Origin of the sequence: Pseudomonas sp. Irchel 3H9 (assembly GCF_900187495.1) — a bacterium.
Classification (GTDB): Bacteria; Pseudomonadota; Gammaproteobacteria; order Pseudomonadales; family Pseudomonadaceae; genus Aquipseudomonas; species Aquipseudomonas sivasensis.
The window spans coordinates 267,855-289,399 of record NZ_FYDK01000003.1; the positions used below are offsets into that span (position 1 = coordinate 267,855).

Below are 21,545 nucleotides of genomic sequence, written 5' to 3' on the forward strand. Positions count from 1 at the left end.
CGGACTCCGCCAGGACGACGCGATGAACCGAGTGTTGTACCCAGGAACCTTCGACCCGATTACCAAAGGCCATGGCGATCTGGTCGAACGCGCCTCTCGCTTGTTCGACCATGTGATCATCGCGGTCGCGGCCAGCCCCAAGAAAAACCCGCTGTTTCCCCTGGAACAGCGCGTGGAGCTGGCGCGTGAGGTCACCAAGCACCTGCCTAACGTCGAAGTCGTGGGCTTTTCGACGCTGCTGGCGCACTTCGCCAAAGAGCAGAACGCCAATGTGTTCCTGCGCGGCCTACGTGCGGTATCGGACTTCGAATACGAATTCCAACTGGCCAACATGAACCGCCAACTGGCGCCGGACGTTGAGAGCCTGTTCCTCACGCCTTCGGAACGTTATTCGTTCATTTCCTCGACTTTAGTCCGTGAAATCGCTGCTTTGGGCGGAGATATCACCAAGTTCGTGCACCCTGCCGTGGCGGACGCGCTGACGCTGCGCTTCAAGAAGTAGCCGAGGTTTGCCGGTTTACCTGTAGTGAGCGGGCTTGCCCCGCGCCGGGCTGAGAAGCCCCCAATAAGAGCACTGCGTAGCTTTAGGTGAACCCCGGTCGCCTGGATTGGGGCTAATTCGCAGCCCAGCGCGGGGCAAGCCCGCTCACCACAAAAATCAAAAGCCACAAGTCAGACCGGCTCGCACTGCGGGCGCCAATGCGGCACAATTGCGCGCATTAGTTTTCAGATGCCCTGGCTGACAGCCCTGGCAGGAGTTTCCATGTCCCTGATCATCACCGACGATTGCATCAATTGCGACGTCTGCGAACCCGAGTGCCCGAACGCTGCCATTTCCCAAGGTGAGGAGATCTACGTGATCGATCCGAACCTGTGCACCCAGTGTGTCGGCCACTATGACGAACCTCAGTGCCAACAGGTGTGCCCGGTGGATTGCATTCCGCTGGATGAGGCGCGTCCGGAGACTGAAGAGGAACTGATGGAGAAGTACCGGAAGATTACCGGTAAGGCCTGAGGTTCTTCAGCGCCTGTCAGGGCCTTATCGGGGGCAAGCCCCCTCCCACACTTGTAATGCATTTCAAATGTGGGAGGGGGCTTGCCCCCGATGGTTATATCCGCCATCACACAACAATCAGCTCTGGCACTTGGGGCAAAACACACTCGCCCGCTGCCCCAGCACCACGTTGCGCAGCTCAGTCCCACAGACCTTGCACGCCTCGCCACCCCGGCCGTAGACGAACAGTTCCTGCTGGAAATACCCCGGCTGCCCATCCCCGCCGATAAAGTCCCGCAACGTGGTGCCGCCCCGCTCAATGGCAGCCGCCAGCACGCGTTTGATCTCAATCGCCAGCTTCAAATACCGCCCGCGTGAAATGCCACCCGCCTCACGACGCGGATCAATCCCCGCCGCAAACAGCGCTTCCGTCGCATAGATATTGCCCACGCCCACCACCACCGCGTTGTCCATGATGAACGGCTTAACCGCCATCGACCGCCTGCGGGACAGTTGAAACAAGCGCTCGCCATCAAACAGGTCCGTCAACGGCTCCGGCCCCAGACGGATCAGCAACTCATGGTTGTGCGGATCCTGGCTCCAGAGCATCGCGCCAAAGCGCCGTGGGTCGGTGTAGCGAAGGGCCATGCCCGATTCCAGCTCGATATCCACATGCTCATGCTTGGCCGCTGGCATACCGACTTCCACCAGGCGCAAATTGCCTGACATGCCCAAGTGGCTGATCAAGGTGCCCACCTCGGCATTGATCAACAGGTACTTGGCCCGCCGCTCTACCAGCACGATGCGCTGCCCGGACAGGCGCACGTCCAAGTCTTCCGGGATTGGCCAGCGCAGGCGCCGCTCACGTACCACTACGCGGCTGACGCGCTGGCCTTCCAGGTGCGGCGCAATCCCGCGCCGGGTGGTTTCGACTTCTGGTAACTCGGGCATGTGTACCTCTTGAAGGGGGGAGTCAGTGCGCGCCCAGTTCGCGGATCGACAACTTCATACTCTCGAAGTCGTAATCCGACAGGCCCACGTAGTCCAGCACCAGAGGGCCGATGGCGTTCCACTCATGGTCAACCGACTGGTTGCCCAGCACCCGGTAGGACGAGCAGATGTGCTCGGCCATCTTCAGGATTGCCAGCAGGTTCTTCACCTGCGGGTTGCGCGACGACTCATCGCTGAAAACCGCCAGGGCGTTGTGGTGGTTGGCGATGGCATCGGTCACATGTTCCGGCAGGCGCCAGGACTTGGCGGTGTAGTAGCCAACCACCGCATGGTTGGTGTTGAACGCATTGTTCTCGGTGTCGACCACGCGGCAGTCAGGGCCGGCATTGGCGTAGGCCTGCTCCAGCACGGTCATATAGTTGGGGAAGCGCTTGAGCATCAACGGCACCCCGCAATCGTGGAACAAGCCCAAGGCATAGGCCTCGTCTACGGTCTGGGAACCCGTGCGCTTGGCCAGTGTGAGACAGGTCATGGCCACATCCTGGGCGGTGTCCCAGAAGCGGTTGAGGGTGACGATGGTGTCGTCGCTCATCTCGCCCCTGATCGACTGCGCGTTGATCAGGTTGATGATCGACCGGCTGCCCAACAGGTTCACTGCGCGCTGGATCGAGGCAATCTTGTTGCTCAGGCCGTAATACGGTGAGTTGACAATCTTCAGCAACGCGCCGGACAGGCCGGGATCCTGGGAGATCAACCGTGCGATCACTTCCAGGTCCGGGTCAGGCATGTACTGCTCCATTTGCAAATCCACCATGATTTGCGGTTGGGGCGGTACGCTGATGCCTTGCAGGGCCTGCTGTATCTGTTCGGCGGAAAGCTCTTGGGACATAAGTACACACTCTGGGCTAGGCGAGGATTCTACCCCCTAAGCAAAGCTGACCGACACCTCAAAAACCGGATGGAGCCGGACCAAATTTGGGTGCTGGCCACATGTCCGGCGGCGCCGCGATTTCCTACGCAACAAGGTATACTCCCGCTCTTTTTTCCGGAGCGACGTCATGTCCCTGCCAAGCCTGCGTCTCAAAGCCAACGCCGATCGTCGTTTGCGCAACGGCCACCTGTGGGTCTACAGCAACGAAATCGATGTGGCCGCCACACCTCTTCACGGCTTCCAGGCAGGCGACCAGGCTATCCTGGAAGCGGCCGGCGGCAAGACCCTGGGCATCGTGGCCATGAGCCCGAACAACCTGATCTGCGCACGCCTGCTGTCGCGCGATATCAAGTTGCCGCTGGACAAGTCGCTGCTGGTGCACCGCATCAACGTTGCCCTGTCCCTGCGTGATCGCCTGTTCGACAAGCCGTTCTACCGCCTGGTCTACGGCGATTCCGACCTGCTGCCGGGCCTGGTAGTCGACCGTTTCGGCGACATCCTGGTGGTGCAGATCGCTTCGGCGACCATGGAAGCCCATAAGGAAGACGTGATCGCTGCACTGACCCAAGTGCTCAAGCCGAGCGGCATCCTGTTCAAGAACGACTCCGCCGCGCGCGACGCCGAAGGCCTCAACCGCTACGTCGAAACCGTGTTCGGCCTGGTGCCTGAGTGGGTCGCGCTGGAAGAAAACGGCGTGAAATTCGAAGCCCCGGTGATCCAGGGCCAGAAAACCGGCTGGTTCTATGACCACCGTATGAACCGCGCACGCCTGGCCCCATACGCCAAAGGCAAACGCGTACTCGACCTGTACAGCTACATCGGCGGCTGGGGCGTGCAAGCAGCAGCCTTTGGCGCCAGTGAAGTGTTCTGCGTCGACGCTTCCGCCTTCGCCCTCGACGGCGTAGAGCGCAACGCTGCGCTGAACGGCGTTGCCGAAAAAATGACCTGCATCGAAGGCGATGTTTTTGAAGCGCTGAAAGAACTGAAAGCCAGCGAAGAACGCTTTGACGTGATCGTCGCCGACCCACCGGCCTTCATCAAACGCAAAAAAGACATGAAGAACGGCGAAGGCGCCTACCGCCGCCTGAACGAGCAAGCCATGCGTCTGCTCAGCAAGGACGGCATCCTGGTCAGCGCCTCGTGCTCCATGCACCTGCCGGAAGACGACCTGCAGAACATTCTGCTGACCAGCGCCCGTCATCTGGACCGCAATATCCAGATGCTTGAGCGTGGCGGCCAGGGTCCGGATCACCCGGTGCACCCGGCGATTGTCGAGACGCGGTACATCAAGAGCATTACGTGCCGGTTGTTGCCGAATAGCTAACAGGCAAGCACAGATAAAAATGTGGGAGGGGGCTTGCCCCCGATAGCCGTGCGTCAGCCAGCTAATAGGGGGCTGACACTACGCAATCGGGGACAAGCCCCCTCCCACATTTGTTTTGTGGTTGCCGTGAAAACTTTTCCTACCCAAGCAAGCCACGTCTACTCAGGAAATTTCTCTCAACGCTTTTGATTGAATTCCACTTTTCGCAGACTAGTATCGGTTTCTGGTTTTACTCCGGAAAACAAAAACAATGTCTGGGCCCTCTCTCTCCCGCTTCATCCTGATCACCTGCATTTCCCTGATCAGCTTCTTCCCGATCAATATCCTGCTGCCCTCGTTTCCCGCCCTGTCTGCCCAGTTCGATACGCCCAGCGCAGACATCGCACTGTCCATCAGCCTGTTCACTTTGGTGTTTTCGATCTCCCAACTGGTCACTGGCCCGCTGTCGGATAAATGGGGTCGCAAGGAAGTGCTGCTCGGCTGCATCACGCTGTCGATCCTCGGGGCGATAGGCTGCGCAATGGCCCCGGATTACCTGACGTTCCTGCTGTTTCGCACGGTGCAGGCCATGGGGTGCGGCTTCTTCGTGTTGGGCCATGCACTGGTGGAAGACCTGTTCGACGAACAGGACCGAGCCCGGGTACGCCTCTATTACATGACCCTGAGCGGCTCGTTTGTCGCCCTATCACCACTGATCGGCTCCTGGCTGCAAACCACCTTCGACTGGCAAGGGAGCTTCTATGGGTTTGCGCTCATGGCATTGGGCATGTTGATCCATGCGTTCTGCATTCTGCCTTCCCAGGCTGCCAGCCCGCACCGCGTACCCGTTTCGATCCTGGGCACGCTCAAAGCAGTCGCCGCCAATCGCGACTTTCTGCGCTATTGGTGGATCGCCGCCCTGGTGTTTGCCTGCTATTTCGCCTTGATCAGCGTGACACCGCTGATTTTCATGGATGCGCTGAAGCTGTCCGAGTACCAATATGCGTTGGTGCTGATGGTGTATGGCGTGGCCTACTTGCTCGGGGGCGTCGCAGCCTCGCACCTGCAAAAACGCATGACGCTGTCCCGGCAAATCAACATCGGTCTCGGACTACTGCTCGTTGCTGGCGCACTGTTAACCCTGATCGTGAGCCTGAACGCCATCAGCACCGTGACCTTGCTCATCCCAATGCTGATCAGCGCCCTGGCCGTGACCCTGGTTCGGCCTGCTGCGATTTCCGCAGCGATGCTGTTGTTCTCAAGCAGTGCGGGCACCGCAGCATCGGCCGGGAACAGCATCATGTTTCTCACGGCGGCCATCAGCAGCGCTGCACTGGCCCAGGCCGGCGATTATCTGCTCATCACCATCGCCATCGGGTTCATTGTGCTCAGCCTATGGGGGCTGATGACCAACAGCCGTGCGGGCCGCTAAGGCTCCCGAATCACCGGCGTAAGCAGCATATCGCTGGTCTGCAACTGCAAATAACGGGGTTTGACCAGCGAAACCTTTCCTTCGCGGATATCGTGGATCAGCGTCTCCGTGTCGACATAACCGTCCGGCAGCTGCGTCCACAACAATGGACCACGATCGTCCCATTCGCCCTTCTCATCCAGCACGAAAATGCGTGGCGGCTTGGAGTCGTGACGATAACTGGTGCTCGGCATTGCCAGCACTTCGGGTTGGCCATCCTGATCCAGGTCGACCGCCCACAGCACGCAACCCAACTCGCAAGGGGAGTCCGTGCTCAGGCTGAGCTCGGCAAATTGCTCGCTGCCTTTGGGCTCCGGGCCGATCCATTCCAGTTCGGGCTTGGGCCGCTCCGCCTGTTCCTTTGCATAGCGCTCGGTGAAACTCAGCGCCGTGTCGTCCATCCGCTCACGCAAGGCGCGGCGTGAATCCGGGTCCAGAATGCGTTCCTGATCCAAGTCGACCTGCAACTTTGCAAACGCCTCCTCGCCTGCTTTCTCCAGGCCAAACCGCAAGTAGTCCGCATCGAACGCTTCAGCCTTGGTGCGCCCGTCGAGCAAACGCCGGACCTGATCGTCGACGCTCAAACGTACCGGATCGAGGATCGGCGTATTGACCAACACCACCAGCCCACAAAACAGCAACGCCAGGGCCGGGTTGGTCACCCGCAAGTTGGCGAGCCAGATCGGCGAACGCAACACCACCGCCCAAACGGCCGCCAGGCCATACAAGCCACACAATAGCGCCGCCGCCAGCGCAATGAAGCGTTGTGGCGACAAGGCATATTGCTCCACCCGCAGCCAGCTCGAATAAAACGCGATGGCGGCGAGAATCGGCAGACACAGCAGGCTCAACTCGATAAAACGCGTTAACCATTTGGGGTACGGCCGAGGCTGAACACCCTCCTGAAAAACACCGTTGAGCAAGAACAGCTGCGCACCTGCCAGCACCAGCAGAATGGGCGTTGAATAACCCGTCGCCCAAATTCGTTGGAGCCCGGTGAACGGTAAAGTCAGGGTAAACAGCAGACTGATCAGGGCGATCAACGGCAACAACAAGCCACAGGCGCTGAACAGCATGCCGCGCATCTGGCCGATGACTTTCTCGCTGCGCGCCGCCAGGTACATGCCCAGGGCGAACACCAACGGCAAGCTGATGCACAGGAATCGCTGGCTCCAGAAGTGATGCTCAAAAAATTCGATGCCCAGCATCAGGAACAGGCGGCCCCATAGCTTGAGCAACAACATGAACACCCCCACCAGGATCAGGGCGTACAGCACGATGAACACGCTGTTCCAGGCCTGCTGAAACAGGTCCTCATAACGCCAGCGCTGCCCTTTTTCGGCGGGCCAGGCGAACAAAAACGTGGCACAGACATAACTCAACAACATCACGCTGATAAACCAGGAATTGATCGCCCAACGGCTATTGCCGACATGGTCGAGGCCGTAACAGACCCACAGCGTCATGCCGCCCATCAACAGGGTGAACGCCAGCGTAGGTAGCAGCGACCGCCACCGCAGGGCTTTTTCCCCCAGCAACTGCAAGGTGGTACCGCCGACCAACACAACGGTGTAGGTGACAAAAAACAGAGTTTCGCTCAAGCGATAGAGCTGATCGGAGTAATTGAAGACGATTCCCTGGATCAGACCGATCAGCACGTAAAACCCAAGAAAACGATGGATACCGGGCATTCCAATTCCTTTGGAGGGGGGTGGGGGGCAAAGGGTCGCTAGTCTAAACAAAGCCCACGGACATGAGTATTGCCCCGTTCCCTCCAGCCGCCAGCGGTGTAGAATCGGCCCTATTCATCGCCAGTCATCCCCCGGCGGGTTTATGAGCTCAAGGCCAATGCGCACGGCGATCCCGTCACGTTTGCGGCAACTTCCGGACACCAGGGCCATTTTTCGGGTGTTCCAGACGTCACTAGAAGCTCACTCCCCTTTGATACCGATTAGCCGCCCGGAGTGCTCCAATGCCTGATTACCGCTCGAAAACATCCACCCACGGCCGCAACATGGCCGGCGCGCGCGCACTGTGGCGTGCCACGGGGATGAAAGATGACGACTTCAAGAAGCCGATCATCGCGATTGCCAACTCTTTTACCCAGTTCGTACCGGGCCACGTCCACCTCAAGGACCTGGGCCAACTGGTCGCCCGCGAGATCGAACGCGCTGGCGGCGTAGCAAAAGAATTCAACACCATCGCCGTGGATGACGGCATCGCCATGGGCCATGACGGCATGCTGTATTCGCTGCCAAGCCGCGAGATCATCGCCGACTCCGTGGAGTACATGGTCAACGCCCACTGCGCCGACGCCATCGTCTGCATCTCCAACTGCGACAAGATCACCCCCGGCATGCTGATGGCCTCCCTGCGCCTGAACATCCCGGTGATCTTCGTCTCCGGCGGCCCGATGGAAGCCGGCAAGACCAAGCTCGCCTCCCATGGCCTGGACTTGGTCGACGCCATGGTCATCGCCGCCGATTCCAGCGCTTCTGACGAGAAGGTTGCGGAATACGAGCGCAGCGCCTGCCCGACCTGCGGTTCGTGCTCCGGCATGTTTACCGCCAACTCGATGAACTGCTTGGTCGAGGCACTGGGCCTGGCGTTGCCGGGCAACGGTTCGACCCTGGCGACCCACAGCGACCGCGAGCAACTGTTCCTGCAGGCCGGCCGCACCATCGTCGAGCTGTGCAAGCGTTACTACACCGAGAACGATGACTCGGTATTGCCGCGCAACATCGCCAACTTCAAGGCGTTCGAAAACGCCATGACCCTGGACATCGCCATGGGCGGTTCCACCAATACCATCCTGCACTTGCTGGCCGCCGCCCAGGAAGCCGAGATCGATTTCGACCTGCGCGACATCGACCGCCTGTCCCGTCACGTGCCGCAACTGTGCAAAGTCGCGCCGAACATCCAGAAGTACCACATGGAAGACGTGCACCGCGCCGGCGGGATCTTCTCGATCTTAGGCTCTCTGGCCCGTGGCGGCCTGCTGCACACCGACCTGCCGACCGTGCACAGCAAGTCCCTCGCCGAAGGCATCGCCAAGTGGGACATTACCCAGACTGACGATGAAGCCGTGCATACCTTCTTCAAGGCCGGCCCGGCGGGCATCCCGACTCAGACTGCGTTCAGCCAGTCGACCCGTTGGGACACCCTGGACGACGATCGTGAAAACGGCTGCATCCGCAGTGTCGAACACGCCTACTCCCAAGAAGGCGGCCTGGCCGTGCTCTACGGCAACATCGCCCTCGATGGCTGTGTGGTGAAAACCGCCGGTGTGGATGAGTCCATCCACGTCTTCGAAGGTCGCGCCAAGATCTACGAAAGCCAGGACAGCTCGGTTCGCGGCATCCTCGCCGACGAAGTGAAAGAAGGCGACATCGTGATCATCCGCTACGAAGGCCCGAAAGGCGGTCCGGGTATGCAGGAGATGCTCTACCCGACGTCCTACCTGAAATCCAAAGGCCTGGGCAAAGCCTGCGCCCTGCTGACCGACGGCCGCTTCTCCGGCGGCACCTCGGGCCTGTCCATCGGCCATGCTTCGCCAGAAGCCGCTGCCGGTGGCGCGATTGGCCTGGTGCAGGATGGCGACAAGGTGCTGATCGACATTCCGAACCGTTCGATCAACCTGTTGATCAGCGATGAAGAACTGGCGGCGCGCCGGGTCGAACAGGACAAGAAAGGTTGGAAGCCGGTTGAAAAACGTCCACGTAAAGTGACCACCGCGCTGAAGGCTTATGCCCTGCTGGCCACCAGCGCCGATAAGGGTGCTGTGCGTAACAAGGCGATGCTCGACGGCCTGTAAGCCTCGCCCCAATAAAAATGCCCCGCCAAGTGCGGGGCATTTTTTTGCCTGGAGCAATTCTCCAAAACACTGAGGATCACAATGTGGGAGGGGGCTTGCTCCCGATATAGATGGGTCAGTCAACACATGCACCGACTGGCACCCTGCTATCGGGAGCAAGCCCCCTCCCACATTTACCGGCGTAGAGCCGTGGTTATTGAATCTCATCCGGCTTGACGATCACCCAGTTCTTATCCGCCGTCACCGGCAACCCTTCCTTGGCCTGCGCCGCAGCATGCTTGGCCATCATGCCGTTGAGTTGGGTCATGTATTTGTCTTTGCGGTTGATCCACAGGTGCACGCCGCCCTTGGCGACGTCTACATCGTGGAACAGCATGTAACCGTCGCTGGTCGGCGTGTCGCCGCCGACGATCACCGGTTTTTTCCATTCGTCGATGTAGGTGAGGATCGCCGCGTGTTTACCCGCCATCCAGGTCGCCGGGGTCCACAGGTAGGGGGTCAGCTCCAGGCCGAGGTTGGCTTTCTCATCGTATTTGCCGGCGGTGATCTGCTTGCGGGCGGTGGTCAACTCGCCGGTCTTGCGGTCCTTGAGCAGGGTGGTCACGCCGATGACGTTTTCAGGTTTGACGTTGTAGCCGTACTTCGGATCCGCCGCGACCATGCGCACCAGTTCCTCGGAAGCGGCCGTCATCACGTACACCTCGATGCCGTTTTCCATCAGCTTGTTGTACAGCTCGGTCTGGCCGGTGAAGACTTTCGGCGGCTGCACCTCGGACTTCTTCACCACGTCGCCTTCGAAATAGCTGACCGGCACGGGCTTGCCGGACGCCATCAGCTCATCCACCTGAACCTTGAGTTCCTTGAGGGTGAAGCCGGAAAACACTTGGGCGACCCAGGGGTAGCAGACCATGTCGTCCACTTCGCACAGGCGATAGTAGTAACTGAACAGGCTTTCCTTATGGTCGGCCGTGTCTTTGAACGGCATCAGCTTGAGCGAAGGATCAAGGCTGTCGCGGGTGATCAGGCCCTTGTTTTCCATGTAGGGCAGCAGGGACTCTTCGAGGTCGTAGCGGTAGCTGGTGTTGTCCATGTCGAACACCGCGTAGTTACCCTTGTTGGCGTTGGCGGCGATCATGTCGTTCAGTTGCTTGGCCGCAGGTGCGGGCCAGTGTTTCAACTCCGTGGCGGCAAACGCCTGGCTGGCGAGTCCCAGGCAAAGTGCGGCGGATACCAGTAGTTTCGGCGCGAGCTTCATAGACGTTGTCTCCCTGAGTGAAAGACATCGACGCTAACAAATCCTCGTGACAGTTCCCATGTTGAGCGCGACCGCGCGCGTCCTGATCCCGCCAACGGCATACGCCTGAGCGTCAAAGGCTTATTCCAAAAACGACAGTCACCATTCCATATTGGTATTAAATCAATATATTTCAAGCTGTTAGGATTTCCGGTTCGCAATCGCAGGCTCACGCGATTGGCTGCCTTCTCAACGGAGCTTCAATGAATCTGCCCCTGATTCTCAACTTACTCGTGTTCGTGGCCCTGCTATTGGGCCTGGCGCAAACCCGTCGCACAAACTGGAGCCTCGCCAAGAAGGTTCTGTTTGCCCTGGTCCTGGGCGTGGCGTTTGGTGTGGCGCTGCACAGCATTTACGGTGCCGGCAACCCGGTGCTCAAGGCCTCCATCGGCTGGTTCGACCTGGTCGGTAACGGCTACGTGCAGTTGCTGCAAATGATCGTGATCCCGCTGGTATTTGCCTCGATCCTCAGCGCTGTGGCGCGCCTGCATAACGCGGCGTCCTTGGGCAAGATCAGCTTCCTGACCATCGGCACGCTGCTGTTCACCACCGCGATTGCGGCATTGATCGGTATCGGTTTGACCAACCTGTTCGGCCTCACCGCCGAGGGCCTGGTGGCCGGCACCCAGGAAATGGCGCGCCTGCAAGTGATCCAGAGTGATTACGCAGGTAAGGTCGCCGACCTGAACATCCCTCAATTGCTGCTCTCGTTTGTGCCGTCAAACCCGTTTGCCGACTTGGCCCGCGCCAAGCCAACGTCGATCATCAGCGTGGTGATCTTTGCTGCCTTCCTGGGGGTTGCCGCGCTGCAACTGCTCAAGGATGACGTGGAAAAAGGCCAGAAAGTGCTCAACGCCATCGACACCCTGCAAGCCTGGGTGATGCGTCTGGTGCGCCTGGTGATGAAACTGACCCCGTACGGCGTATTGGCGCTGATGACCAAAGTGGTCGCCGGTTCCAACCTGCAAGACATCATCAAGCTCGGCAGTTTCGTGCTGGTGTCGTACCTGGCCCTGGGCCTGATGTTCGTGGTGCATGGCCTGCTGCTGTCGCTGGCCGGGATCAACCCGCTGCGCTTCTTCCGCAAGGTCTGGCCAGTGCTGACGTTTGCCTTCACCAGCCGTTCCAGCGCGGCGGCTATCCCGCTGAGCATTGAGGCGCAGACTCGCCGCCTCGGCATTCCGCAATCCATCGCCGGTTTCGCTGCTTCGTTCGGCGCGACCATCGGCCAGAACGGTTGCGCCGGCCTCTACCCGGCCATGTTGGCGGTGATGGTGGCGCCGACCGTGGGCATCAACCCGTTGGACCCGCTATGGATCGCGACCCTGGTGGCGATTGTGACCCTGAGTTCGGCCGGTGTTGCTGGCGTGGGTGGCGGTGCGACGTTTGCCGCGCTGATCGTGCTGCCGGCCATGGGCTTGCCGGTCTCACTGGTGGCGCTGCTGATTTCCGTGGAGCCGCTGATCGACATGGGCCGTACGGCGTTGAACGTGAATGGTTCGATGACGGCAGGGGCAATTACCAGCCAGATCATGGGGCAGACGGACAAGGCGTTGTTGGATGCAGATGAGCATGCGGAGTTAGCGCAGGCCTGATAGACCGCCATCGGGGGCAAGCCCCCTCCCACATTTGGAATGCACCTCAATGTGGGAGGGGGCTCGCCCCCGATGCTTTTAGACTTTTTCCCAGACTTCGAAGTTGTAAGCCGGCTTATCACCTTCGGCTGGGTTTGGCAGATTGGAAACCAACGTCCACTGGTTCGCATCAAACTCCGGAAACCACGCATCCCCTTCCGGACTCAGCGCCACGCGCGTGAGATATAACCGATCCGCCTGCTCCAGCCCCTGCGCATACAGCTGCGCGCCACCGATCAGCATCAACTCATCCACGCCCTGCTCCAGCGCCCAGGCTTCAGCCCGCGCCACGGCGGCATCGAGTGACGGAAAAACTTCCGCACCTTCAAGCTTAAGATCGGTCTGACGGCTGACCACCAGGTTCAAGCGCCCAGGCAGCGGTCGACCCAGAGAATCCCAGGTCTTGCGCCCCATGATGATTGGCTTGCCAAGGGTGGTGGCCTTGAAATATTTGAAATCCCCCGGCAAATGCCAGGGCATGCTGTTATCGACGCCGATCACGCGGTTTTCACCGAGGGCTGCGATCAGGCTTAAAGGGAGAGTTTTTTTCATGGCGACGAGAATACCAGAGCCAAGACCTAGCAGTTATGCTCCAACCTCACTTGCTCAACAGGACGGCGCGTGACTGCACTGAACCCGCTGCAAAAACTCTGGCTGACAGAAACCGTGCGCCTGCGTGAAGAACACGCAGGCGCCCTGGAAGACTTGGAAGCCAACCGCCTGGCCCGCACGGCCGGCGGCGATCTGCCGACGCGCATCCAGCATCGCGCCTTGCATCTGGCCGAGCGCGATGGGCTGACTGCCGCCCTCACCCGCTGGCTGCAAGGTGCGCGTTTGGCACTGGTGCTGCTGGCGCTAGTCGCCGTTATCAGCGGCGCCGGGCTGGCCTTCGCGGCACTGGGCAACGGCTTGACCCCGGTGAATGTGTTCTGGGCCCTGGGCAGCCTGCTCGGTTTGAACCTGATCCTGTTGATAAGCTGGGCACTGGGCCTGCTGTTTGCTGGAGAGCACAGCGCCAGCCTTGGTCGCTTATGGCTGTGGCTCAGTGAAAAACTCGCCCGTGACGCCAAGGCCGCGCAATTGGCCCCGGCGTTATTGCTGTTGTTGCAGCGCCAGAAACTCAATCGCTGGGCAGTCGGTGTGCTGGTCAACGGACTGTGGCTGCTGGCATTGCTCTGCGCGCTGGTCATTCTGCTGACACTGCTCGCCACAAGGCGCTACGGCTTTGTGTGGGAAACCACCATTCTCGGTGCCGACACCTTCGTCGCCGTCATCCAGGCCCTCGGCGCCCTGCCCGCTGTGCTTGGTTTCAATGTACCGACCGTCGAGATGATCCGCGCCAGCGGCGACTCCGCCCTCAATATCGAAAGCGCCCGCCAAGCCTGGGCCGCTTGGTTGGTGGGCGTGTTGCTGGTCTACGGCCTGCTGCCCCGACTCATCCTCGCCCTGTTGTGCCTGTGGCGTTGGAAAGTAGGACGCGCGGCCTTGCGTCTGGACCTGAACCTACCGGGCTATAGCCAACTGCGTGAACGCCTGATGCCAAGCAGTGAACGCCTCGGCGTCAACGACGCCGCGCCCGAGCAACTGCACCACGTTACCGGCGGCGTCAGCGAGCTTGAAAGCGACGGCGCCCTGCTGGTGGCCATCGAGCTGGACGACCAACACCCCTGGCCGCCCAAGCTACCAGCCCAAGTGAAAAACGCCGGCATCCTCGACAGCCGTGAATCGCGCAACAAGCTGTTGGAACAGCTCACCCGCTTCCCGCCCGCGCGCCTGGCCATCGCCTGCGACCCGCGCCGTTCGCCGGATCGCGGCAGCCTCGCGCTGATCGCCGAACTCGCGCGCAGCGCCGCAGCCACGCGCGTCTGGCTGCTGCAAGCGCCGCCCGGCCAAGCGCTGGATGCCGAACGCCTCGGCGATTGGCACACCGCGCTGCATCAGCTGGAGCTGCCCTTCGCCGACTGCACGCCGTTGAACTGGCTGGAGACCGGTCATGACTAAACCGCTGAAACTCGCCGTGGTCGGCCACACCAACGTGGGCAAAACTTCGCTGCTGCGCACCCTGACCCGGGATGTGGGCTTCGGTGAAGTCTCCCATCGTCCCAGCACCACGCGGCATGTAGAAGGCGCGCGCCTGTCGGTGGACGGCGAAGCCCTGCTGGAGCTGTACGACACGCCCGGCCTGGAAGATGCCATCGCCCTGCTTGACTACCTGGAACGTCTCGACCGACCCGGCGAACGCTTGGACGGCCCGGCGCGCCTGGCGCGGTTCCTCGAAGGCAGCGAAGCGCGCCAGCGTTTCGAGCAGGAAGCCAAAGTGCTGCGCCAACTGCTGGCCTCGGACGCCGGTCTGTATGTGATTGATGCCCGCGAGCCGGTGCTGGCCAAGTACCGCGATGAGCTGCAAGTGCTGGCCAGTTGCGGCAAACCCTTGCTGCCGGTGCTCAATTTCGTCAGCAGCAGCGACCACCGCGAACCGGACTGGCGCGAAGCCCTGGCCCGCCTCGGCCTGCATGCGCTGGTGCGTTTCGACAGCGTCGCGCCGCCGGAAGACGGCGAGCGTCGTCTGTATGAAAGTCTGGCCCTGCTGCTGGAAAACGCACGACCGCAGTTGGAACGCTTGGTCCTTGATCAGCAAGCCCAACGCCAAGCCCGCCAGCAAAGCGCCGCGCGGTTGATCGCCGAATTATTGATCGACTGCGCCGCGTGCAGGCGCAGCGTGGTCACTGAAGATGAGCAGCAAGCCATCGGCGATTTGCGCAAGGCCGTGCGCCAGCGCGAACAAAAATGTGTGGAGGCCCTGCTCAAGCTGTTCGGTTTCCGCCCACAAGACGCGGCCGCCAGCGACTTGCCGCTGCTGGATGGCCGCTGGGGCGACGACCTGTTCAACCCGGAAACCCTCAAGCAACTCGGCGTGCGCGTGGGTGGCGGGATCGCTGCCGGCGCGGCGGCGGGTGCCGGCGTGGATCTGCTGGTTGGCGGGCTGACGCTGGGCGCCGCTGCCCTGGCCGGAGCCATCGCCGGGGGCGCGCTGCAAACCGCGCGCAGCTATGGCAGCCGCCTGCTGGGCAAGATCAAGGGCCAACGCGAGTTGACCGTCGATGATAGCGTGCTGCGACTGCTCGCCCTGCGCCAACGCCAGTTGCTCAAGGCCCTGAGCGTGCGCGGCCACGCGGCGATGCACAGCATCAAGGTCGATACGCCCCAGGACAAAACCTGGCGCGAAGGCAAGTTGCCGGAGGCGCTGCACAAGGCCCGTGCCCATCCGCAATGGTCGTCGCTCAACCCCCACGCCAAGCTGAGCCAGGCTGAACGCCAAGAGCAAATCGAGGCCCTCGCCCAACGCCTCGACGAGACCTAAGCTGCCAGCACCTTGCGAGCCTTGGCCTTGAGTACTTCAAGGTCGAGCAGCGGCACGTGCATGTCCTTGGCTTGTTCGTCCCAGTGGCGCATGCGCAGGCTGACGTGACAGAGCGGGTCTTGCTCGAAGGCCCGTGCCTCATCGGCCGTCATCACGCCGCCCTGATAAGCCAAGGTTCGACGGCTGGCTTCGCTCAGGCGCGCGTAGTAATCCGGCTGGCTGGAGGTCAGGTAGCGCTTGGCCTGCACGTGATATTCCACCAGCCTGGCCATGCGTTCGCTGAACCCTGCCCGACGCAGGTAATCCGCCCCCAACCGCTCATGGCTGACCACGCCATAACCACCCATGTTCGCGTTGCCCTGGCCGCAGAGATGGCCGATGTCGTGGAAGAACGCTGCCAATACCACTTCATCATCGAAACCTTCTGCCATGGCCAACTGCGCGGTCTGGGACATGTGTTCGATCTGCGACACCGGCTCGCCGATGTAATCCGCCGTGCCGTGCAGTTCGTACAAACCGAAGACTTCGGTAATCACCTGTTCCCGGTTCATCACGCCTCCCCACACAACGCGCGGATATTGCGCTCGGCCATCGCTGGTCCCACGCTCATGCCAACGCCGGTGTGCATCAACGCTGCACTCACGCCTGGCGCCGCCCGCAAGAACGAGAACGGCGCCGGTCCACGCGAGCCATAAACGCCCTGCCAACGTTCCACCACCTGGATCTTGCAGCCCAGGGTCTGCTGGGCCAGTTCGATCATCCAGTCATCGACCTGTTCGGCGTTGAAGGGCGACGCATCGCTGCCGTACTCGTGGGAATCGCCGATGATCAGTTCGCCGTGAGGCGTCGGGCTGATCAGCAAGTGAATGCCATGCTCATGCAGGTACGGTGCTTCGCGAAGGATCTGCGCCTGCACCGGCGCGGCTTCCGGCAAGTCGGCGAAAGCACCGTAATGCACGCAACTGAGGCCGGTGAGCAAGGCGTGTTGCAGGTTCAGGTTGAGCACCGGCCGAGCGCGCAGCATTTGCAGGCGACAGACCTGCGGGTTGAGCGGCGCAATCGATTCGGCCAGCAGGGTTTGGTAATCGTGGCCGGAGCAGACGATGATCTGCTCGCCACGAAAGCTCCCCGCCGTGCTGTGCAGTTGCCCCGGCTCCACGTCGCGCACGAGCGTGGAGAAATGAAACTCCACGTTCAGCGCTTGCGTCAGGTAGTTGATCAGCGCCGGAATCGCCTCGCGCGAATACAGCTGTTGATCGTCCTTGCCGTGCAGCGCGGCGCGGTGGTGGCGGAACTGGCCGCCGTACAGATCCTTCATTGCTGCGCCTTGCAGCAACTCGACGTTATAGCCGTACTCCTGCGCGCGACCGGCGCAGAAGGCTTCCAGCAGGTGTTCTTCAGCTTCGGTGCGGGCGAACAAGTACGAGCCGTTGCGCTTAAGTTGCAGCCCGGCGACTTGCGCCCACTGCCCCCAGATCGCACGGCTTTCCCGCGCCAGGTCGAGCATCGGCCCCGGTGGTTGGCCGGTGACCAGAGCCTGGCCGAAGTTGCGCACCGAGGCGCCCAACGGCGTGGCGCTGCGCTCGAAGACTTTGACCTTGAGGCCGCGTTTGGCGGCTGCATAAGCGTGGGAAAGGCCGAGGATGCCGGCGCCGATGATCAGCAGGTCGCTGTGGTGTGTCATTTAGTGATGTCCTGTTTTCAAGACCGCCATCGGGGGCAAGCCCCCTCCCACAGTTGACCGCATTCTCATGCAGGAACTCGGTCGACTATGGGAGGGGGCTTGCTCCCGCTAGGGCCATCAGCCCTAACGAAAACCTTACTGACCCGCTACCTTCTCCGACTTGCCGTCATAGCGCTTACGCCATTCAGTCAGGATGCTGTCGCGGTTTTTGGAGGCCCAGCCGAAGTCGTTCTTGATCAAACGCTGCTCGTAGTCCGCCGGCAATTCGGTCTGCGGCTTGGCGATTCCCGGCTGGGCGAGCACGGCAAAGTTGTCCTTGTACAACTCCATCGCCGCAGGGCTGGCAGAAAAGTCCGCCAGTTTCTTCGCCGCGTCGGCATGGGCGCTGCCCTTGATCACGGCAGTCGCTTCGATGTCCCAACCCAGGCCTTCTTTGGGCAGGATGATGTCCAGCGGCGCGCCCTGACGCTTGAGCTGTACCGCCGGGTATTCAAACGAAATACCAATCGGGAATTCTCCCGAAGCCGCCAGCTTGCAAGGCTTGGAACCGGAGTGAACGTACTGGCCGATGTTCTGGTGCAGGTCGTCCATGTACTGCCAGCCTTGTTTCTCGCCGAAGGTCTGCAGCCACGCGCTTACGTCCAGGAAACCGGTGCCGGACGATGCCGGGTTGGGCATCACGATCTTGCCCTTGTACTCAGGTTTGGTCAGGTCTTGCCAGCTCACCGGCTTGGTCAGGCCCTGTTTCTCGGCTTCGACGGTGTTGAAGCAGATGGTCGCGGCCCACACGTCCATGCCGACCCAGGCCGGGGGGTTGGCAGCGTCGCGGTAGTTTTTGCCGATCTTGTCCAGGTCCTTCGGCGCGTAGTTGTCGAGCATGCCCTGCTGGTCGAGGATCGCCAGACTGGAGGCCGCCAGTCCCCAGACCACGTCGGCTTGCGGGCGATCTTTCTCGGCCAGCAGCTTGGCCGTGATGATGCCGGTGGAGTCACGTACCCACTTGATTTCAACATCAGGGTTGGCTTGCTCGAAGGCCTTTTTGTAGGTCTTCAACTGCTCGGCTTCGAGGGCCGTGTACACGGTCAGTTCGGTTTTGGCGAAGGCATTCAGGCTGAATGCAGTGAGTACGGCAGCGACCAGCGCCAGGGGCTTGAACATGGAATACCTCCTTTAAGGGTTATTGGCCGGGCGCGGTCTGGCGCCAGGCTTGGGATCGGCGCAGCGCGCCACGTGAGGCCCACGCCAGCAGCAGCGAGACGCCGGCCGAGGTGAACAGGATCAGGGTCGACATGGCCGCCGCGCCGCCCACATTGCCGGCGTCGTCCATGTTCAACACGGCGACGGCGGCGAGGATGGTGTCGGGGCTGTAGAGAAAGATCGCGGCGGACACGGTGGTCATCGCCGATACAAACAGGTAGCGCACGATGTCCAGCAGCGCCGGCAGGCAGATCGGCACGGTGACGCGCAGGTAATGACGGTACAGCGGCGCCTTGAGCGACAGCGCGGCGGCTTCAAACTCGGCGTCCAGCTGGCGCAACGCGGTGGTGGCGGTCATCTGCGCAGTGGTCAAATAGTGAGCAATGGTGCACACCACCAGCAGGGTCATGGTCCCGTAGAACACGTGCAATGGGTTGCCGTTGAGGTTGAAGAAGAACACGTAGCCCAGGCCCAGCACCAAACCCGGCACGGCCATCGGGACAAAGCTGAGCATGCGCAGCGCCAGGTTCAGGCCCTTCTGACCTTTGGTTTTTTCCATCAGATAGGCGCCGGTGAAGATCAGCACACTGCCAATCAGTGCTGTGCACAAGGCCATGCGCAGGCTGTTGCGATAGGCCAGCCAGCCGCCGCCCGCCGTGTCTTCAAACTGGTAGTGGTTCAGCGACAGCGACAGGTTGTACGGCCAGAATTTCACCAGCGACGAGTACACCGCCATGCCGAACACCAGCAGCAACACGGAGCAGATCAGTAGGACGATGGCCAGGTAGCAGCCATCCCTTACCCGCGATGGCGTGGGCTGGAACACCTGGGCACGGCCACTCATGGCGTCACCATGACGCCGGCGCAACCACGCATCCACGCCAAAACTGAACAGCGCCGGCAGTAGCAACACCATGCCGATCAACGCGCCGCGACCGAATTGTTGCTGGCCGACCACCGCCTTGTAGGCTTCCAAAGCCAGCACTTGGTAATCACCACCGACCACCACGGGCACGCCGAAGTCGGTAATGGTCAAGGTAAACACCAGGCAGAATGCGGCGAACACCGCCTGGCGCGTGGCCGGCCAGGTGATGCTGCGAAACGCCCGTGCCGGGCTGGCGCCCATGCTGGAGGCGGCATCGAACAGCCGCGCATCCGCCAGGGACAGCGCCGACAGCAGGATCATCAACGCGTGCGGGAAGGTGTAGATCACTTCCCCGAGCACAATCCCCCAGAAGCCGTAGATGTTGTCCGAAAGCAGCCCGCGCAGCATGCCCTGATTACCGAACAGATAAACCAGCGCAATGCCCGGCAGCATCGACGGTGCCATCAACGGCAGCAGCGACAGGCCTCGCCAGATCGCCTTGCCTGGAATCAACGTGCGTTGCAGCGCGTAGGCAAACAGGTAGGCCAGCGGTACGACAATGGCCGCCACGCTGAGGGAGACTTTCAGGCTATTGCCCAGCAGCCAGTGGAAGTTCTCGCTGGTGATTAAATCCCGAGCGGCCACAAGGCCACCGCCCTGCCCGGCCTCGCTGCTGAAGCCGCGCCAGAAGATCGCCAGCAGCGGCATCAACACGGCAACACTGAGCAGGCACAGCCAGAGCAGTTTGCCGCCGAGCACAAAAATACGGTCGCCGGTTTGGGCGCGGGAAACTTGCCGCGGCAGGGTCATAACAGCGGCCATCTCAGGCAAACACCTGCAGGCTGCGCGGCGGCAAGGCGACCCAGATGTCTTGGGCGCCCAGGCGCGGCATCGCCTCCGGGGCCAGTTCGGCCAGCAGCGGGTGGCCAGGCAGTTGGTCCAGTTCAAAGCTCATGCGGCAGCGGTTGCCGAGGAAGGTGATCTCGCGGACCTTGGCCGCGAACAGGTTTTCTTCATGCACTGGCGGGTTGACGCTGATGGCTTCCGGTCGGCAGAACAGGCGGCCGGACGTGGCCACACCGGCATCCTCGGCCAGGCGCATGTTCATCCCGCCGACCTGGGCATGGCTGGCACTGTTGCGGCTGAACGGCAGCCAGTTGCCCTGGCCGACAAACTCCGCCACGAACGGCGTGGCCGGGCGGTCGTAAATTTCTTGGGGCGTGGCGTATTGCTCGACCTTACCGTTGTTCATTACGGCAATACGGTCGGCCATCAACATGGCTTCGTCCTGGTTGTGGGTGACCATCAGCGTGGTGATGCCCAAGCGCCGTTGCAGCTGGCGCAGCTCGGTGCACAGGTGCTCACGCACGCGGGCGTCGAGGGCGGACATGGGTTCGTCCAGCAGCAGCAACGAAGGGGCCGGCGCCAAGGCGCGGGCCAGGGCAACGCGCTGCTGTTGGCCGCCGGACAGCTGGCCGGGGTATTTCTTTTCGCTGCCGACCAGACCGACCAGTTCCAGCATCTGCCCGACACGCTGGCGCACTTCATCGCGACCACTGCCGGTGAGGCCGTAGCCGATGTTCGCTTCGATGGTCAGGTTGGGAAACAGCGCGTAGGACTGGAACAGAATGCCGTAGTCCCGCGCCTGAGGTGGCAGCAGGGAAACATCGCGATCACCCAGGTAAAGTTCGCCGCTGTCCTGGCGCTCCAGGCCGGCGATGCAACGCAGCAAGGTGGTCTTGCCGCAGCCAGACGGACCCAGCAGACACACCAGCTCGCCGGCGGCGACGTCCAGGGACACGTGGTCCAGCGCGGTAAAGGCGCCGAAACGCTTCTGGATACCGCGCACTTTCATTGGCGCGCCGGGTTGAGTCAGGACTGTGTTCATGGTGGCACCTCATCGAACTGATGAAGGCCATGCTAGGCGGGCAATGCGTCCCTCTTGTGGCAAAAAGGCAAAAGGGAGTGATAGTGGTATTGGTGGATTTGTGTAGGTGATTTGGAGGGGGGTGTCTGGTTTACCGCAATCGGGGGCAAGCCCCCTCC

Annotated in this window: 18 protein-coding genes; 8 read left to right on the forward strand and 10 right to left on the reverse strand. The window is 61.3% G+C overall.

The annotated features are described in order from the left end of the window. Positions 1–22 precede the first annotated feature (22 nt). Positions 23–502, forward strand: a complete 480-nt coding sequence (gene coaD, locus CKW32_RS12990; RefSeq protein WP_003176711.1) for a pantetheine-phosphate adenylyltransferase — start codon at positions 23–25, stop codon at positions 500–502. A 261-nt stretch (positions 503–763) separates the two neighbouring features. Then, positions 764–1,015 carry a YfhL family 4Fe-4S dicluster ferredoxin gene (locus tag CKW32_RS12995; RefSeq protein ID WP_032884168.1) on the forward strand — a complete coding sequence of 84 codons (252 nt, stop codon included), beginning with the start codon at positions 764–766 and terminating at the stop codon, positions 1,013–1,015. A gap of 117 nt (positions 1,016–1,132) precedes the next feature. Here the strand turns inward: CKW32_RS12995 and mutM are convergent, their stop codons facing one another. Together mutM and CKW32_RS13005 are read right to left on the reverse strand one after the other, a co-directional pair. Continuing rightward, the gene (mutM, locus tag CKW32_RS13000) at positions 1,133–1,945 is read right to left on the reverse strand and encodes a bifunctional DNA-formamidopyrimidine glycosylase/DNA-(apurinic or apyrimidinic site) lyase (RefSeq protein WP_095185142.1); all 813 of its coding nucleotides are present in this window, start codon (positions 1,943–1,945) and stop codon (positions 1,133–1,135) included. 22 nt (positions 1,946–1,967) lie between these two features. Then, positions 1,968–2,834, reverse strand: coding sequence for an HDOD domain-containing protein (locus CKW32_RS13005; RefSeq protein WP_032884170.1), 867 nt, complete (start codon positions 2,832–2,834; stop codon positions 1,968–1,970). A 169-nt stretch (positions 2,835–3,003) separates the two neighbouring features. Between CKW32_RS13005 and CKW32_RS13010 the strand changes: the two genes are divergently transcribed. Both CKW32_RS13010 and CKW32_RS13015 read left to right on the forward strand, forming a co-directional pair. Beyond that, positions 3,004–4,200, forward strand: coding sequence for a class I SAM-dependent rRNA methyltransferase (locus tag CKW32_RS13010; RefSeq protein WP_053127951.1), 1,197 nt, complete (start codon positions 3,004–3,006; stop codon positions 4,198–4,200). Positions 4,201–4,450: 250 nt separating this feature from the next. Then, complete coding sequence (locus CKW32_RS13015; protein WP_032884171.1) at positions 4,451–5,611, forward strand: MFS transporter; 1,161 nt, start codon at positions 4,451–4,453, stop codon at positions 5,609–5,611. On the opposite strand, the gene CKW32_RS13020 is transcribed toward CKW32_RS13015, so the two are convergent. Continuing rightward, positions 5,608–7,341, reverse strand: a complete 1,734-nt coding sequence (locus tag CKW32_RS13020) for a DUF4153 domain-containing protein (protein ID WP_095185143.1) — start codon at positions 7,339–7,341, stop codon at positions 5,608–5,610. The genes CKW32_RS13015 and CKW32_RS13020 overlap by 4 nt on opposite strands. A gap of 281 nt (positions 7,342–7,622) precedes the next feature. On the opposite strand from CKW32_RS13020, the gene ilvD reads away from it, so the two are divergent. Further along, positions 7,623–9,464, forward strand: coding sequence for a dihydroxy-acid dehydratase (ilvD, locus tag CKW32_RS13025; RefSeq protein WP_032884175.1), 1,842 nt, complete (start codon positions 7,623–7,625; stop codon positions 9,462–9,464). A 193-nt stretch (positions 9,465–9,657) separates the two neighbouring features. Here the strand turns inward: ilvD and CKW32_RS13030 are convergent, their stop codons facing one another. Next, positions 9,658–10,719, reverse strand: a complete 1,062-nt coding sequence (locus CKW32_RS13030) for a phosphorylcholine phosphatase (RefSeq protein ID WP_095185144.1) — start codon at positions 10,717–10,719, stop codon at positions 9,658–9,660. Between the two features lie 242 nt (positions 10,720–10,961). On the opposite strand from CKW32_RS13030, the gene CKW32_RS13035 reads away from it, so the two are divergent. Then, a complete protein-coding gene (locus CKW32_RS13035) occupies positions 10,962–12,353 on the forward strand; it encodes an L-cystine transporter (RefSeq protein WP_032884179.1) in 1,392 nt (463 codons plus the stop codon). A gap of 78 nt (positions 12,354–12,431) precedes the next feature. Here the strand turns inward: CKW32_RS13035 and CKW32_RS13040 are convergent, their stop codons facing one another. Next, the gene (locus CKW32_RS13040; RefSeq protein ID WP_095185145.1) at positions 12,432–12,944 is read right to left on the reverse strand and encodes a dihydrofolate reductase; all 513 of its coding nucleotides are present in this window, start codon (positions 12,942–12,944) and stop codon (positions 12,432–12,434) included. A 69-nt stretch (positions 12,945–13,013) separates the two neighbouring features. Here CKW32_RS13040 and CKW32_RS13045 point away from each other — a divergent pair, with 69 nt between their 5' ends. Both CKW32_RS13045 and CKW32_RS13050 read left to right on the forward strand, forming a co-directional pair. After that, complete coding sequence (locus tag CKW32_RS13045) at positions 13,014–14,393, forward strand: DUF2868 domain-containing protein (RefSeq protein WP_095185146.1); 1,380 nt, start codon at positions 13,014–13,016, stop codon at positions 14,391–14,393. Further along, complete coding sequence (locus CKW32_RS13050) at positions 14,386–15,753, forward strand: DUF3482 domain-containing protein (protein WP_032884183.1); 1,368 nt, start codon at positions 14,386–14,388, stop codon at positions 15,751–15,753. The genes CKW32_RS13045 and CKW32_RS13050 overlap by 8 nt, the downstream gene beginning before the upstream one ends. Here the strand turns inward: CKW32_RS13050 and CKW32_RS13055 are convergent. The 5 genes from CKW32_RS13055 to CKW32_RS13075 all read right to left on the reverse strand — a co-directional run bounded on the left by CKW32_RS13055 (position 15,750) and on the right by CKW32_RS13075 (position 21,387). Continuing rightward, the gene (locus CKW32_RS13055) at positions 15,750–16,304 is read right to left on the reverse strand and encodes a phosphonate degradation HD-domain oxygenase (protein ID WP_095185147.1); all 555 of its coding nucleotides are present in this window, start codon (positions 16,302–16,304) and stop codon (positions 15,750–15,752) included. The two genes, CKW32_RS13050 and CKW32_RS13055, sit on opposite strands and share 4 nt — an antisense overlap. After that, positions 16,304–17,437: a TIGR03364 family FAD-dependent oxidoreductase gene (locus CKW32_RS13060; RefSeq protein WP_095185148.1), complete on the reverse strand. Its 1,134-nt coding sequence runs from the start codon at positions 17,435–17,437 to the stop codon at positions 16,304–16,306. Before CKW32_RS13060 ends, CKW32_RS13055 begins: the two co-directional genes overlap by 1 nt. Before the next feature lie 135 nt (positions 17,438–17,572). After that, entirely contained in the window at positions 17,573–18,595 is a 1,023-nt protein-coding gene (locus CKW32_RS13065; RefSeq protein ID WP_095185149.1) for a putative 2-aminoethylphosphonate ABC transporter substrate-binding protein, read from the reverse strand. Between the two features lie 19 nt (positions 18,596–18,614). Further along, the gene (locus tag CKW32_RS13070) at positions 18,615–20,321 is read right to left on the reverse strand and encodes a putative 2-aminoethylphosphonate ABC transporter permease subunit (RefSeq protein ID WP_095185150.1); all 1,707 of its coding nucleotides are present in this window, start codon (positions 20,319–20,321) and stop codon (positions 18,615–18,617) included. A 1-nt stretch (position 20,322) separates the two neighbouring features. Continuing rightward, entirely contained in the window at positions 20,323–21,387 is a 1,065-nt protein-coding gene (locus CKW32_RS13075; protein WP_032884191.1) for a putative 2-aminoethylphosphonate ABC transporter ATP-binding protein, read from the reverse strand. Positions 21,388–21,545: the final 158 nt, after the last annotated feature.